The sequence below is a fragment of the Mucilaginibacter sp. Mucisp86 genome (genome assembly GCF_047324315.1).
Classification (GTDB): domain Bacteria; phylum Bacteroidota; class Bacteroidia; order Sphingobacteriales; family Sphingobacteriaceae; genus Mucilaginibacter.
This window is the reverse complement of record NZ_CP168503.1, coordinates 2,573,890-2,589,029: the sequence shown is the minus strand read 5'-3', so window position 1 is coordinate 2,589,029 and position 15,140 is coordinate 2,573,890. Positions and strand designations below refer to the sequence as shown.

The 15,140-nt window shown below is 42.9% G+C and carries 18 protein-coding genes; 3 read left to right on the top strand and 15 right to left on the bottom strand.

Translation table 11 applies throughout. The features are described from left to right. Positions 1–297: 297 nt before the first annotated feature. The 4 genes from polA to ACEN9X_RS10930 form a co-directional block, all read right to left on the bottom strand. Entirely contained in the window at positions 298–3,105 is a 2,808-nt protein-coding gene (gene polA, locus ACEN9X_RS10945) for a DNA polymerase I (RefSeq protein WP_413670403.1), read from the bottom strand. A gap of 286 nt (positions 3,106–3,391) precedes the next feature. After that, a complete protein-coding gene (locus ACEN9X_RS10940; protein WP_413670402.1) occupies positions 3,392–3,955 on the bottom strand; it encodes a DNA-3-methyladenine glycosylase I in 564 nt (187 codons plus the stop codon). Further along, positions 3,955–4,560, bottom strand: coding sequence for an ExbD/TolR family protein (locus tag ACEN9X_RS10935; RefSeq protein ID WP_413670401.1), 606 nt, complete (start codon positions 4,558–4,560; stop codon positions 3,955–3,957). The genes ACEN9X_RS10940 and ACEN9X_RS10935 overlap by 1 nt, the downstream gene beginning before the upstream one ends. Before the next feature lie 107 nt (positions 4,561–4,667). Next, positions 4,668–5,015, bottom strand: coding sequence for a carboxymuconolactone decarboxylase family protein (locus tag ACEN9X_RS10930; RefSeq protein ID WP_413670400.1), 348 nt, complete (start codon positions 5,013–5,015; stop codon positions 4,668–4,670). Between the two features lie 115 nt (positions 5,016–5,130). Here ACEN9X_RS10930 and ACEN9X_RS10925 point away from each other — a divergent pair, with 115 nt between their 5' ends. After that, positions 5,131–5,508 (top strand): VOC family protein, encoded by a 378-nt coding sequence (locus tag ACEN9X_RS10925; protein ID WP_413670399.1) that lies wholly within the window; start codon positions 5,131–5,133, stop codon positions 5,506–5,508. A 78-nt stretch (positions 5,509–5,586) separates the two neighbouring features. Further along, positions 5,587–5,946, top strand: coding sequence for a VOC family protein (locus ACEN9X_RS10920; protein ID WP_413670398.1), 360 nt, complete (start codon positions 5,587–5,589; stop codon positions 5,944–5,946). A gap of 198 nt (positions 5,947–6,144) precedes the next feature. Here the strand turns inward: ACEN9X_RS10920 and ACEN9X_RS10915 are convergent, their stop codons facing one another. The 9 genes from ACEN9X_RS10915 to ACEN9X_RS10875 all read right to left on the bottom strand — a co-directional run bounded on the left by ACEN9X_RS10915 (position 6,145) and on the right by ACEN9X_RS10875 (position 12,088). After that, entirely contained in the window at positions 6,145–6,477 is a 333-nt protein-coding gene (locus ACEN9X_RS10915; protein ID WP_321556135.1) for an MGMT family protein, read from the bottom strand. Further along, positions 6,477–7,136, bottom strand: coding sequence for a tRNA (guanosine(46)-N7)-methyltransferase TrmB (trmB, locus tag ACEN9X_RS10910; RefSeq protein ID WP_091210357.1), 660 nt, complete (start codon positions 7,134–7,136; stop codon positions 6,477–6,479). The genes ACEN9X_RS10915 and trmB overlap by 1 nt, the downstream gene beginning before the upstream one ends. 104 nt (positions 7,137–7,240) lie before the next feature. Further along, entirely contained in the window at positions 7,241–7,687 is a 447-nt protein-coding gene (locus ACEN9X_RS10905; RefSeq protein WP_413670397.1) for a hypothetical protein, read from the bottom strand. A gap of 3 nt (positions 7,688–7,690) precedes the next feature. Then, positions 7,691–8,041, bottom strand: a complete 351-nt coding sequence (locus ACEN9X_RS10900) for a phage holin family protein (RefSeq protein WP_413670396.1) — start codon at positions 8,039–8,041, stop codon at positions 7,691–7,693. 56 nt (positions 8,042–8,097) lie between these two features. After that, entirely contained in the window at positions 8,098–8,364 is a 267-nt protein-coding gene (locus ACEN9X_RS10895; protein WP_413670395.1) for a YtxH domain-containing protein, read from the bottom strand. Positions 8,365–8,527: 163 nt separating this feature from the next. After that, a complete protein-coding gene (locus tag ACEN9X_RS10890) occupies positions 8,528–9,562 on the bottom strand; it encodes an AI-2E family transporter (protein WP_413670394.1) in 1,035 nt (344 codons plus the stop codon). 80 nt (positions 9,563–9,642) lie between these two features. Then, on the bottom strand, positions 9,643–9,846 hold the full coding sequence (locus tag ACEN9X_RS10885; RefSeq protein WP_110586296.1) for a hypothetical protein: 204 nt from the start codon (positions 9,844–9,846) through the stop codon (positions 9,643–9,645). A 1-nt stretch (position 9,847) separates the two neighbouring features. Next, a complete protein-coding gene (locus ACEN9X_RS10880) occupies positions 9,848–11,308 on the bottom strand; it encodes a sigma-54-dependent transcriptional regulator (RefSeq protein ID WP_413670393.1) in 1,461 nt (486 codons plus the stop codon). Positions 11,309–11,485: 177 nt separating this feature from the next. Next, on the bottom strand, positions 11,486–12,088 hold the full coding sequence (locus ACEN9X_RS10875; RefSeq protein WP_413670392.1) for an outer membrane beta-barrel protein: 603 nt from the start codon (positions 12,086–12,088) through the stop codon (positions 11,486–11,488). Positions 12,089–12,651: 563 nt separating this feature from the next. Between ACEN9X_RS10875 and ACEN9X_RS10870 the strand changes: the two genes are divergently transcribed. Beyond that, positions 12,652–12,834 (top strand): hypothetical protein, encoded by a 183-nt coding sequence (locus ACEN9X_RS10870; protein ID WP_413670391.1) that lies wholly within the window; start codon positions 12,652–12,654, stop codon positions 12,832–12,834. Between the two features lie 41 nt (positions 12,835–12,875). Here the strand turns inward: ACEN9X_RS10870 and pgl are convergent, their stop codons facing one another. Both pgl and zwf read right to left on the bottom strand, forming a co-directional pair. Continuing rightward, positions 12,876–13,607 carry a 6-phosphogluconolactonase gene (gene pgl, locus ACEN9X_RS10865; protein WP_413670390.1) on the bottom strand — a complete coding sequence of 244 codons (732 nt, stop codon included), beginning with the start codon at positions 13,605–13,607 and terminating at the stop codon, positions 12,876–12,878. A gap of 7 nt (positions 13,608–13,614) precedes the next feature. Then, positions 13,615–15,129, bottom strand: coding sequence for a glucose-6-phosphate dehydrogenase (gene zwf, locus ACEN9X_RS10860; RefSeq protein WP_413670389.1), 1,515 nt, complete (start codon positions 15,127–15,129; stop codon positions 13,615–13,617). Positions 15,130–15,140 lie beyond the last annotated feature (11 nt).

Sequence of the window (15,140 nt, the reverse complement as noted above, 5' to 3'; positions counted from 1 at the left end):
ATAGCGTTATAATTGCAAAATGCATCACAAACTATACGATATGTCATTGCGAAGTGCCGCAATCGCATACTATGCAGTATCGGATAGGCATTGGCTACGAGATTGCCGCGCTTCGCTCGCAATGACATGGTTTTTGTTTATTTTTAACTTGCGCTCGTTTGTAACGAGTGCTTAACGTGGTTTAGCGATTGTATCGCCAGTTTGCGTTTAAACGCAAACCCATATTAAGCGCTCGTTACAAACGAGCGCAAGAGTATTTGTAAGGACTACAAGACTCACCATCAGGGGGCAAGAGGCTTAATGCGCCTCCAGCCAGTTTAAACCTGTGCCAATCTCCACCATGATAGGCACCTCAGTTTTGATGGCGTTTTTCATGTTGTGCATGATGATCGGTTTTACGATCTCTACCTCATGATGTGGTACGTCAAACACCAACTCGTCATGTACCTGCATGGTCATGCGGGTATCCAGCTTTTGGGCCTTCAGTTCGCGGTGGATATTGATCATGGCTATTTTGATCATATCAGCAGCCGAACCCTGTATAGGTGCGTTTATTGCATTTCGCTCAGCAAAACCACGAACGGTTGCATTGGCCGAATTGATATCGCGCAAGTAGCGGCGACGGCCCATCAGCGTGCACACATAACCGTTTTCGCGGGCAAAGTTCATGGTATCGCTCATGTATTGTTTAATACCGGCAAACTGGATAAAGTATTGTTCAATAATTTCGGCAGCTTCCTTACGCGGGATGCCCAGGCTTTGCGATAAACCAAAGGCCGATTGCCCGTAAATAATACCGAAGTTAACTGCCTTGGCGTTACGGCGCTGATCGCTGGTTACTTCATCCAACCCGATGCCGTAAACGTTGGCAGCTGTTGCCGTATGGATGTCGTGGTTATTAATAAAGGCCTGCATCATGTTAGGGTCCTTGCTGATCTCGGCAATGATGCGCAGCTCGATCTGCGAATAATCGGCAGATACGATGGTATGATTGTTGTCCCTTGGGATAAAAGCTTTCCTTACCTCGCGGCCTCGTTCGGTACGGATAGGGATGTTTTGTAGGTTAGGGTTAACGCTGCTTAACCGGCCTGTTGCAGCAACAGCCTGGTTGTATGAAGTGTGTACGCGCCCGGTTTTAGGGTTTACCATCTGCGGCAGCGCATCTACGTATGTTGATTTTAATTTTTGTAATTGGCGGAAATCGAGAATATCGCGAACAATATCGCTCTTTGCAGCTAATGAAAGCAACACGTCCTCGCCTGTTTGATACTGGCCTGTTTTTGTTTTCTTGGCTTTAGGGTCGAGCATCAGTTTCTCAAACAACACTTCGCCTAATTGCTTTGGTGAGGCAATGTTGAATTTTACACCTGCTTTTTCATAAACCGTTTTTTCATACTGGGCAATGTCCGTTTCCAGTGTTTTGCTGAAATCGCGCAGGGTATCGTGATCTATTTTTACACCCTCGTACTCCATATCGGCCAGTACGTAGATAAGTGGGTGTTCTATCTCGTTCACCAGTTTTTCGCCTTCAACTTCTTTTAGTTTAGGTTCAAAAACATTTTTAAGCTGAAGGGTGATATCGGCATCCTCAGCAGCGTATTCTTTGATTTTTTCAAATTCTACATCGCGCATGTTGCCCTGGTTTTTGCCTTTGGCACCAATAAGCTCGGTGATAGAAACAGGTTTGTAGCCCAGGTAATTTTCCGACAGGATATCCATATTATGACGGGTATCCGGATCGATGATATAGTGGGCCAGCATGGTATCAAACAGGGTGCCTTTTACTTCAATGTTATACCATTTCAGCATCAGGATATCAAACTTGATGTTCTGCCCTATTTTGCCAATGTTCTCGTTTTCGAGGATCTCCTTAAACTCGGTAACTATACTTTGTGCAGCAACCTGATCAGCAGGAACGGGTACATACCAGCCTTCGCCCGGTTTAACTGAAAATGACAAACCTACCAGTTCGCAATAATTTGGATCGGTGCCGGTGGTTTCGGTATCGAAGCAAAATGTTTGCTGTTGGGCTAATGTTTTTATCAGATCGGCACGTTTTTCAGCGGTGTCTGCCAGATGATACTCATGCGGTGTATTGTTGATGTTTTTGGCGGCAAGGGTGAGCTCCTCGCGAATATCTTCTACATCAACCGCCATCGTGGTACGACCGGTGGCCGTTGGGTTGCCAAAAAGATCGATCTGGGTACCGGCTGGCTTCAACTCGGTTATACTGAAATCGTCGCCAAACACACGCCTGCCTAAAGTACGGAACTCTAATTCGGCAAAAAGCGGCTCCAGTAATTCTTTGCTTGGAGCGCATACTTCAAGACCTTCTTCATCTAATTCAACCGGGACATTTAATAATATTGTAGCCAGTTTTTTGGACATCAGGCCCTGCTCTTTAAACTGTTCTATATTTTCGCGCTGTTTTCCTTTAAGCTCATGGCTGTGCTCAAAAATGTTTTCCATCGAGCCATATTGCTTAATGAGTGTTTTGGCCGTTTTTTCGCCAATGCCCGGAATGCCCGGGATGCCGTCAACAGCATCGCCCCACAAGCCTAAAATATCAATCACCTGGTCAACACGCTCAATTTCCCATTTTGCCAATATCTCTTTAACACCCTGTATTTCCATCTCGTTACCCATACGGGCCGGTTTGTAAATGAAAATATTATCTGATACCAGCTGACCAAAATCCTTATCGGGCGTCATGCAGTAAACGGTATAACCTTTTTGCTCGGCTTTTTTGGCGAGGGTACCGATGATATCGTCGGCCTCATAACCATCTGATGTAATAACGGGAATGTTAAAACCTAATATGATTTTTATAACGTAAGGCAAGGCCTTTGCCAGATCTTCGGGCATGGCTTCGCGGTGTGCTTTGTAGCCTTCAAAATCGGTATGTCGTTCGGTTGGTGCTTCGGTATCAAAAACCACGGCCATGTGGGTGGGGGCTTCTTTTTTCAAAACATCCAGCAAGGTGTTGGTAAATCCCATCATTGCCGAGGTGTTTAACCCATTTGATGTAAAGCGGGGTGTTTTACTTAAAGCAAAATGCGCCCGGTAAATAAGGGCCATGCCATCCAAAAGAAATAGTTTTTTCATAGTCTATGATTACACCGATTGATTAGGTGATTACACTGATTTTATTTTTTGGGATTACACCGATTGATTTATGATTACACTGATTAAAAAAAGGGTGATTATAAATCAATTACCCAATATTAAGCTAATGAAATCAAGTAATCGATGCGATTTTCTCGTTTCAAAAATACAATTAATGTTGACGAATAGTTATTATTCCTATCTCTAAAATCAAATCCAATCAATATTCAGCTATCGAAAAAATCGGTGTAATCATTTTATAATCTGTGTAATCCCCCCAATAAAATTATTTGAAGCTACAGTTAGGAATATGATCATTAACCATACCGGTAGCCTGCATAAAGGCGTAGCAAATGGTAGTGCCAAAAAACTTAAAGCCACGTTTTTTCATGTCTTTGGCTATCGCGTCCGACTCGGGACTGGTGGCAGGCGTTGAGTTGGAATGGTTCATGATCGCTTTCCCATCCGGCATAAAACTGTACAGGTATTTATCAAACGATCCGAACTCTTTTTGAATGCCGATAAACAACTGAGCATTGCTGATAGATGTTTTTATTTTAAGGCGGTTGCGGATGATGCTTTCGTCTTGCATCAGGCGTTCAACATCTTCCTCATCAAATGAAGCAACCTTCTGAACATCAAAATTGGCGAATGCCTTTCGGTAGCCTTCGCGACGGCGTAAAATAGTGATCCAGCTAAGCCCGGCTTGTGCCGATTCAAGAATCATGAACTCAAAGAAGGTGTGATCGTCATGAACCTCTTTGCCCCATTCTTCGTCGTGATATTTGATGTATAGTTCGTCGGTACCGGCCCATGAACAGCGGGTTGGATTGTTGGTTGGATTGCTCATTATATTTGTCTTAGGTAGGAATAAATGATTGAAAATTTGGTGATCTTTTGTTGAGCTAACATGTCTATTACATCTTTGATCACGGGATATGGGGTTTCTCCATTGGCCATAATAAAAATACGTGTTGAACTGTTATGTTTTTCGAATGTAGCTTTGCGCGATTCTTTTATCCATTCGGCTAATTCATCGAGTCTTAATCCCGGTTGATTGTAATAGTCTGTAGCGTTATAGTAACCCGAAATATATTTTTTGATTTGCGCCAATGGCGTTCCGATCACATCCGTTTCGCCAAATTTATTTATCTCAGTTGGTGTGAAACCGGTGTTGTATTTGTCTCCTATTTGTTTGAGTGCTGCTTCGCGTATATCGGGAGCATCAAGCTTTAGCATCAACTTTTTTTGCCCGATAAGTATAGTGGTGATAGTGATGTAGCTATCAGGGTCGGCAGTATTAAAATTAGATCCTGTTGGCAAATTGATCAAAATAGGATAGCGTATTGCGGGGCGACCACTCAGCATGAGAAATGATAACACGATCAATAATAAATTGAACATCGGAAACATGTCTACGTCAAAATGCTTTCTGCGGAATTTAGGTCTGTACATGGCGTGAAAAGGTTAAGTAAAGGATTAAACAACGGTATTACAAGGAGCGAACCCTATAATGCTAACCAGGGATTTGCTTCACTCCTTATAACGACGTTGTTGTGTACTTATTTCACGTCATTAAGCTCATCCCAATATTCTACCGCTCTACGATAATGCGGAATAACAATCGAGCCGCCCACCAAATTGGCTATCATAAAAATCTCGTTCATTTCATCATGGTTAACGCCGGCTTCATGGCATTTGCCCAGGTGATATTTGATACAATCGTCGCAGCGTAAAACCATGCTGGCAACCAGGCCAAGCATTTCTTTGGTTTTTACATCAAGCGTGCCTTCAGCATAACTGGTTGTATCGAGCGCAAAAAAACGTTTGATGTTGGTATTGGCGGTTTCCATGATCCTGTCGTTCATTTTAGAGCGATAGGCATCAAATTCTTCTACAAGTTTTCCCACGGGATGTTGAGTTTGTTAATAAAAATTTAAGCTAATTAAGCTAAAATATTTAGTATTTAAAAGAATGGATCGTTATTTTTATAGCCGTTAACCAAAATTCTTTTACGCGGCAATTATGGAAAGTTTATCGCCCAATATTTTTGTGAATGACATTATAGCAACCATTAACTTTTATGAACTGCTTGGTTTTAAAGTAACCATGAGTGTACCCGAAACCGGACCGGAATTGGTTTGGGCCATGATGACCAATGGCAGCGTTACCATGATGTTTCAGACCTTTAGCAGCTTAGCTGATGACCTGTCCGAAATACACCGCACCGATGGCGGTTCATTGCTGTTATACATCAACCTTAAAGATATCCGTGCTTTTTTTGAAGAAATAAAGGACAAGGTGACGGTATTAAAAGGCCTGGAAACTACCTTCTACGGGGCAACCGAATTTTCGATAAAGGATAATAATGGTTATGTGCTTACTTTTGCTGAGCATGAATAACCAAGGTTCATAAAGATTAGTAATTTAATTAAAGGTGTTATTAAAAGTTTCCCCTTAGGGGAGATTTAGAGGGGCTCTATGATCAACTTTAAACGCGCCGACCATATCCAGGTTTGTGTTCCGCTGGAACGGCTGGAGGAAGCAAGGATTTTTTATACTGACGTTGTGGGCTTGCAACGGATAGAACGGCCAGCCTTTAATTCAAAAGGTTACTGGTTCCGGATAGCTGATATTCAATTGCATTTAAGCACGGAGGGTGCTTTGCCACGTACATCGCGGCATACTGCTTTTGAAGTTGCCGATATTGCCGAAGCCCGCCGTCATTTAGAAAGTTTCGGCGTCGAGTTTTGGGAAGAGCCTGTTATTCCGGGGCGTATACGCTTTTCGTTTATCGATCCGTTTGGGAACAGGATGGAATTGTTGCAGTTTACGGAGTAGTTTTATCGTAATGCAGACGATGTAAAAAGTCTATGTCATTGCGAGGAGGAACGACGAAGCAATCGCATGCTCTACAGGGCGGCTATGCTTCCGTGCGGTTGCCGCGTTACGCTCGCAATGACATGGTTTTTGTTAATTTTCCAAACAACTTTCGTCATCCCAATGCTTGTGGGCTGGAGCCGAGCTGTGGCGCATTTATCACAACGCCAGCTCAATCATCGGATCCCAGAAATGCGACTTGAAATCCTGAATCTGGTCGTCAACTACTTTTACACCTTCGCTTTCAAGCATTTCGGCCATGCGGTTGCCGCCGAAATGAGCTTTTGCCGTTAGCAAGCCCTGGCGGTTTACCACCCTGTGTGCCGGCACAGGTGGTTTTACATTCCCGGCTGCCTGCATGGCCCAGCCTACCATGCGCGATGAGCCTTTAGTACCAAGATAGGCCGCAATAGCCCCGTATGAGGTTACCCGGCCCGGTGGAATGAGGCGGGCTACCTGGTATACTTTTTCAAAAAAATTAATATCCTCCATCAGGCGTTTTCTGGAAATGAAAACTTAAGGTAGTTAATGTTTTTGTTATCCTTTAAATATTTTTTCTCGTAGTAAGTTTTGATAGAAAGTACTTCATCTGCGTGTTCCGAATTGTAAAGGTCTTCGGTTTTGGCGTGAAGGTTTAACTTTAATTCATCAATTTTTTCGGCGGTATAGGCGTGTAAGCCATCGTTATCTGTTTTGAGGTTAACACAGCCGCCTGGCTTTAAAGTGATGATGTATTTATCTAAAAAACGGGGTGAAGTAAGCCTCTTTTTTTCGCGGCTAAGCTGTGGTTGCGGATCAGGAAAAGTGATCCAGATTTCGTCAACCTCACCGGGGGCAAAATAGTCGAGCAGGTTTTCAATCTGGATGCGTAAGAAAGCTACGTTAGGTACGCCATCTTCAATAGCGGTTTTGGCACCGCGCCAGATGCGGTTGCCCTTATAGTCGATACCAATAAAGTTTTTGTTGGGGAACATGCGCGCAAGGTTCACGGTATATTCACCTTTACCGCAGGCCAGCTCAAGCACTACAGGATTATCATTTTTGAAAAACTCAGGGCTCCACTGGCCTTTAAAAGGTTTGCCTGCATCTAACTGCAGTACGTTACTAAAGGTTTCAACCTCGGCAAAGCGTCTTAACTTATCTTTTCCCACTTTAATTTAAAAAATAAAGCGCAAAAATATCTAATAACCACCAATTTCACGAATTAAAACCTAACTGCCAATGAATGGCCTGTCTGGATAGGAAAAATAAGGGTTTATACTACTGCCCCACCCACCGGCTTAACATATGGAGCAGGTTTGTATGCGGCATCATCTTTCTTTTTAGTGAATTTGGCGAAAAGCGCCTTGGCTTTATCCCAAATACCACCAACAGTATCTTCATTAACATAGTTTGATGCCTTTTGGGAAACAAGGCCAACCAATGTTTTAACCAAAAAGTTTGAATGTTTGAAAAGCGTTTTGTTCAGCGTAAGCGGAATTACAAATCTTGATATCAGGTTAAGGATATCAGGATGAAAGAAACTGGTATTCTTTATGCCATCAGTATCATTTGAACGCGGGAACAGGGTAAGTGCGGTTGAAAATAAGGCCGATGGACTGTTAACCCTGGCCTTTAACGCTATTGCCTGCTGTTTTTCGAGCGTTTTTAGCCTGAATATTTCGGCCTGAAGGTCGCTGACGTTTGTGATATGAAGATCCATGGGTTATCGTTTAAATATTTTTTGGATAAAGATGTTGATAAGCGGCCTTTCCAGGTGGCGTTTAAATATCTTGATAAACATGGCTATCAAAAAGTAAAGCACGGCAACGCATCCGAACCCTTCCCAGTATGAATGGAAAACATCAGCAAGAAAAAAACCTAAGGTAACACTTGCAAAAAGAAAGGCCAATACCATGCTGATCACAACTACCACATCGGCAATGACGCTGGCTAATATGGATGTTCCGCCTTCAATTGCTTCATATTTTAAAAGCTTAAACCTTGTTTCGGCGTACTCTTTTAACTGGTCAATAATGGGTGGTAATGGCGGTTGAGTTTCTTTTTTCTCTTCCATAGGGTAAGGTTATATATCCCGGCAGCTGCTGCCGGGATGGTGAATGTTATAAATACTTATGCGTGTTCAAGATCGTCCTGGTACTCTTCTTCGGCGCCTTTGATCTTGGTTTTGATGTTTTCAACAACTTTGTCTTTTAAACCAACCAGGTTGTCAATTTCGGCTGCTGCAGTATCTTTTATTGATTCGCCAAGGTTTTTTAACGACTCAGTAAGCCTATCGCGGGTTTCATTGCCTTTATCTGGTGCAAATAAAATTCCTAACGCTGCCCCTGCTGCTAAACCGGCAAGCAATGCAACAACTACTTTTGAGTTATCATTCATTGTAATATAATTTAAAGTTGAACATTTGATTAGTTACTCGTAAATATCCTGCCAAATATGTGTATTTGGCGCATTTATTTTTATTTAAGTATAAATTAACTTTTATTCGGCAAGTAAATTTTACCCTGTGTTCACAAAACTGTTCAGGGCTGTACGGTATAATTTATACACTGTTTATCCGCTCAAGCCTGTCGGCTGCCATGCGGTTTGTTTCATAGATCTCCAGCAGCAGCAGGAAGTATGATAACAGCACAGGCCCAAATACTAAACCCAGGATGCCAAACAAAGGTAAGCCTATAAATACACCAATTATAGAAATTATAGGGTGCGTATTAGCTATGCGTTTGTTAATGATCATGCGTAACACGTTATCAATATTGCCAATAACCAGCAGGCCGTACACAAGTATTGCTACTCCCTGCCAGTTGTGTCCCTGTGCAAATAATATAATACTTGCCGGGATACACAAGGTTGGCGCCCCAACAACGGGTAAAAAAGATATAAAAGCTCCTATTACCCCCCAAAACACGGCATCCGGGATGCTTAGTGCATAAAAGCCGAGCGCAAGCAAAAATCCCTGCGTGGCTGCTATGATCCCTTGTCCTAAAACGTTGGAATAGGTAGAATCGCGTAGGGCATTAGCAAATTTTAATGCATGCTGCTCACGGAAAGGGGCATACTTTAAAAGGCCTGCCTCAAACTCACGCATTTGCGTAAGCATAAAATATAACAGGAAGTACAATACCAGCAGGGTAATAATAATATTGGCAGCACTGCTTAGTATGGACGGAAACAAGCCTGTACCAAAAGTGCCCAGCTTTTGCAGCGTATCTTCGGCAAAGTGCGGTTGATTGAGGTTGGAGGCCGCAAAAGCATCAATTTTTGATGTCCATTGGTCGATAGGCAGATCTTTTAAGTTGATGCTGGATATTTTACCCACTATCATGATGCTCAGCGTTAAGAAAGGGATAACGATGACGATAAGCGAGCTGAAAATAATGAGCAGCGCTACCAGTGTTTTGTTCCAGTTGCGTTTTTCGACCAGGTTTACAAACAGGGGCCTGAAAATAGTGAATAGCACTACTGCGCCAAGGATTGAGCTAAACAAACCGCTGAGTGCATAAAGCAAAAAGCATCCCAGTATAATGATGCTTACCAGGATGATATTATTGCGTTGTTTGTAATTGAATACTGACATGTAGGCTGTTGATTAATACTTGCTTAAAACAAAAAAACGCCAAAAAGTTTTAGCGTTTCAGGTATTAATTGCAACGCCTTTTAATTGGTATCGTTAAGCAGTTTATTGATCCGGGTTGAACTTATTTCTATTGTATCCATATAAAACAAACAATCTGATGATGGGTTGGGTATTTCGTACCGTAACTGTTCAAGCGCCAGGTGAATGTTTGATAGTTGGTTTTTTATATCGTGCCTTAATTTACGCAGGGCTTCGGCATCGTTTTTCTCTTCATCGGCCCCCATGTTACTTAAGGTTAATGGCCTTCATTTTATTATAGAGGGTTTTGCGGTCGATATTCAGGATTTCGGCAGCCTTGGTTTTATTGAAGTTAACTTCCCTTAATACCCGTATAATCGTCTCATATTCGGCCTCCAGAGCGGCGTTTTTAAGATCGTGACGGGGCTCTTTAACCTCCGGCACCTCTGCCGCGTGCGGCGCGGGTTGATGGTGCTGATGTTGATGCTGTGGGTAATGATTTGGTGCCTCGTACGATAATTTATAGGTCGACATTTCAAGCGGCAATGCCTTAAGGGTGATCTCATTACCTTCGGCCAAAAGTGCAGCACGGCGGATCACGTTTTTAAGCTCACGGATGTTGCCCTGCCAGCGGTAATTCATAAAGCAGTCCACAACCTCCTGCGAAAACGATTCCACGCTACGCCCGAGTTCCTGATTGGCTATTTTTAAAAAGTGCTCTGCCAGTAAAATGATGTCGTGCCCGCGCTCACGCAATGGCGGCATGTAAATGCTGAACTCGTTAAAGCGGTGATAAAGATCCTCGCGGAAACGGCCCTTTTGGATGCCCTCCTGCAGGTTTTCGTTGGTGGCAATTATAATGCGCACATCAAGCTCAATCTCTTTGGTGCTGCCTATTCTTTTAACCTTACGTTCCTGTACCGTGCGAAGCAATGCTGCCTGGATCTCGTACGAAAGGTTGCCTACCTCATCTAAAAATAAAGTACCACCGTTAGCCATTTCAAAGTGGCCAATTTTGGTATATAAAGCGCCGGTAAATGAACCTTTTTCGTGACCAAAAAACTCGCTTGCCGCAAGCTCTTTGGTTAACGAACCGCAGTCCATAGCTATAAATGGCTGGTTATGGCGCGGACTATTGAGGTGGATGCTTTTTGCAACCGATTCTTTACCGGTTCCGCTTTCGCCTAAAATAATAACGCTGTAATTGGTTGGCGCTACCAGTTCAATCTGGCGCGCAAGCTCTTTTGATGCGCGACTGGTGCCGGTAACAAACTCAGCAGCAAAAACAGTTTTTTTAACCGTATTGGTCTTTGTTTTTTCGGGTACAATAGCTGCCTGTGCTTCATCATCAACCTCAACCAGGGCATAGTGGGTTTCAAAGGCCTTATTAATAGTATTTAATATTTCGTCGGGATATAGTGGCTTGGTGATATAATCGTAAGCCCCCATCTTAATAAGCTCAACAGCCATCTTAATGTCTGAATAGCCGGTGATGATAATAACCCCCGTTTTAGGATACTGGATTTTAATGTTACGAAGCATTTCGCGCCCGTCGGTATCTTCGAGCCTGAAATCGCAAAGTACAAGTTGATATTCACCGTTTTTCAACGCCTCCATACCCCCCATACCACTTGATGCAGTACTAACGTCAAACCCATTTCGCGTTAAAAACTTCGATAGCAATAACGCAACATTAACTTCATCATCAATGATGAGGATCCTCTTCATATTCAGCAATTATTGTTGGCGGTAAATGTCTTATTAAGTGTCAAAATACAAACAATGTGCTAATTTATACGATTTATTTAATTATAAGGGTTCATATCAACTAAAAAAACAATAAAAAAAGGGGAGCCCGAATGAGCTCCCCTTTTTTTATTGTTAAGGTATTTGTAGGGCCATATATTAAAAGCCGTACGCTACACGTAAACCTATAAAGTTCACTTTGCTTTGATCAACACCTGTTGCATATTTGGTAGTTGCTTCATAGCGGATACCTGCATCAATAAAGCTGCTTGCACTTACAGGGAACTGAACACCAATTTGTGGAGCATAAACAAATGCAGTTGATTTATTGGCACCAACGTCAGATTTGTTTAACAAAAATGCTGCACCTGCTTCACCTTGTACATAGAAGTTGCTGATAGGAAAGTATTTCAAACCTGCTTTAACCGGGATCAATTGAAAGTTGGGTACATCAAGGCCTTGTACACCACCGATATCTTTTTTACCGAATACATTATTGTAACCTGCGTTAACAGTAACGAATAACTGGTTTGAAACAACCGGAATGTCTGCCTGTACCGAACCGCCTAAATTCCATTTGTAGTTGTCTTTGAAATTGCCAACAGGTAAACCAGCTTCAACGCCTATGCTATAACGGATGCCACTTTTGGTTGTAGTTGATGTTGTAGAAGGGGTAGTAGGTGTAGATGTTTGTGCTTTTGCACCAAATGCTAAGCCTGCGAATGCAAGGGCTAATGCTGAAACTTTGAATAAATTTTTCATAACTATTGTTGTGTTTTTTATATATGTTGTTTTAAACACACAGCAAATTAACAACAGAAATCAGATGCGATTTTTCATCCAAAAGTCATGAGTATTTAATCGATTGATTGATAGTAATTTATTTTTTGACCCTATTGGTAATTTGGTCAGGGCAGTGTAAAATGGGCTTGTAATTGCTGTTTTTCTGTCAAAATTAACATTGTCTTAACATGGCTTTTTGAGCCCAAAAATGATGAATTCTGCGTGAAATTGCAGAAAATGGCGAAAAGCCTTTTAAACATGGAGTTGAGATGGATGATTAAACGGTGTGTTTGTGTTAAGATGCGGTTATCATTCAACCAGGTCATTTCTTGCATTCGTTTGCAACCATACCGTGTACCCATATCTTTTAATTATTATGATGAATTAAAAGAAGATGTCATTTCGACGAACCGGTTGGGGGAATGTGCGGATGTGGAGAGGAGAAATCTTATGCATCCTGCTCTAAATCATGTAAAGCTGCTATGCCGGGCGTATAAGATTTCTCTTTCGCTCCTATGCTTAGGCCTGCCCGCTCAATCGAAATGACATTTTTATTCAAAATTTATGGGTACACCGGTAGTGCAGACGAGCGCAAGTTTAGTAACTCGGGCAGGAGCACACCTGAATTTGCTAAAGCTGGTTCAATTGCTCTTGATTTAGAGGCTTACAGGGCATTTTGGTTAAAGAGCGATAGTTTGCGCATACACGAAACAAAAAGGGCCTAAGCAAACGCTTAGGCCCTTTTATTGTCAAATAATAGCGTATACTATTCTTTAGTTTCCAATGCGGCAGCAGCCGGTTCATCAAGGAACCATTCTACTTCGCCGGAGATGGAATCAATAAGCTGTGCAGGATACAATTCAATATCCTCGTCATCCTCCAGTATGTGTTTTACAGCCTCGGCTTTACCTGCGCCGTAAACTAAAAACGCGATTTGTGCAGCGTCATTAATAAGCGGTGCATTGAGGGTAATACGCCATACCTGCTGATCTTCCAGCCATACCTCTTTTACGCCGGGCACACGATCATGCAGCACCGGTGTATAAGGGAATAATGACGCTGTATGCGAGTTATCACCTAAGCCTAATAATACCAGGTCAAAGCTTGCTTCGCCATCATCAAAAAACGCCGAGATCACTTCCCAGTATTTGGCGGCGGCTTCGGCCGGGCCAAATGATGTTTCAACCGGGAAAATCTGTGCCGGGCTTATCAGCAGGGGCTCAAATAACGCTTTTTTAGCCATCAGGTAGTTGCTGTCCTTATGGTCATGAGGCACGTTGCGCTCATCGCCAAAAAAGAAGAAAACCTTTTCCCAGTTTACTTGGTCGGCATAAGTTGTTGAAGCCAGCAGCTCATACAACTTTTTAGGCGAACTGCCGCCCGAAAGCGCAACACTGAACTTGCCGTTTTTGTTAATAGCTTCGGTAGCCAGGGTAACAAAATGATCTGCCAGTCCGGTTAGTACTTCGCCTTCTGTGTTATAGATATTCAGTGTCATCAGCTTTTTATTTTTTACCGTTTACAGGTAAAGTAAACCAATTATAGCCATCGCGGGCAATTAAAGCCTCAGCAGCTTCAGGGCCCCATGAATCGGCCGAATAATTAGGGAAATTCAGGCTCTTTTTGCTTTGCCATGTGTTCAGGATAGGCATTACCAGTTCCCATGCAGCTTCTACCTGGTCGCCGCGCATAAACAGGGTTTGATCGCCCATCATCGTATCCAATATCAGTGTTTCATAAGCCTCAGGAGCCTGGTTGGTATAAGTACCTTTATAGTCAAACACCATATCAACGGCGTTTAACACCATATCAATACCCGGGCGTTTAGCCTGAACCTGCAAACGGATGCTCATCTCTGGCTGAATGCTGATGATCAACCTGTTTTGCTGCCAGCTTTCGGTGGCTTCGGCAGGGAAGATCTGGTGTGGAACATCCTTAAACTGGATGGTGATAACCGATGACGACTGGTGCAGCCTTTTGCCTGTACGCAGGTAAAAAGGAACACCCTGCCAGCGCCAGTTATCAATGAAAAACTTGATGGCGGCAAAAGTTTCGGTATTTGATTCCGGATTAACTTTTGGTTCTTCGCGATATCCCGGTACTTCTTTGCCTTTCATCCATCCGCTGCCGTATTGGCCCCTAACAGTCGAATTACGAACATCCTCGGCAGTAAACTTGCGCATGGCTTTCAGCACATCAACTTTACGGTCACGCACTTCATCGGCACTAAAGCTGATTGGTGGTTCCATGGCAATGTGGCAAAGCAATTGCAGCAGGTGATTCTGGATCATATCGCGCATCGCGCCCGAGCCGTCGTAGTAATCGCCGCGCTCTTCAACGCCTAACTGCTCGGTAACTGAAATCTGTACGTGTTCAATATGGTTACGGTTCCATAGCGGCTCCATAATGGAGTTGGCAAACCGGAATGCCATGATGTTTTGAACAGTTTCCTTACCCAGGTAGTGGTCAATGCGGTAGATTTGGCACTCGTCGAAAATGCTTTTTAACAAAGCATTCAGGTCTTTTGCTGTTTCCAGATCATGACCAAACGGTTTCTCGATGATGATCCTTACACGTTTTTTATCGTCGGCCAGTTTAGCTTTTGATATGTTTGATGCAATGATCGGGAAGAAATTAGGCGCTACCGCAAGGTAAAATAACACATTGGCCTTGGTTTTCCATTCGGCGTTGTGTTTTTCAATGCGTTTGCCAAACTCTTTGTATGTTTCAAAATCGGTAGCGTCAGATACCTGGTAATAAACGTTTTTTACAAATTCGGCCCATTGTTTATCATCCGTTTTACCGCTGCGCGAAAACTGGTTGATATCCTTATACAGGTTTTCTCTGAATTGCTCGTCAGTAAGCTTGGTACGACCGGTACCTATAATGGAAAATTGTTTTGGCATCCATCCATCTAAATATAGATTATACAGGGCCGGCGCAATTTTCCGGGAGTTTAAATCTCCCGTTCCACCAAAAATGATAAATATGGTAGGGGCTGATTTAGCTGTTGTGCTCATTGTTGTGTTTT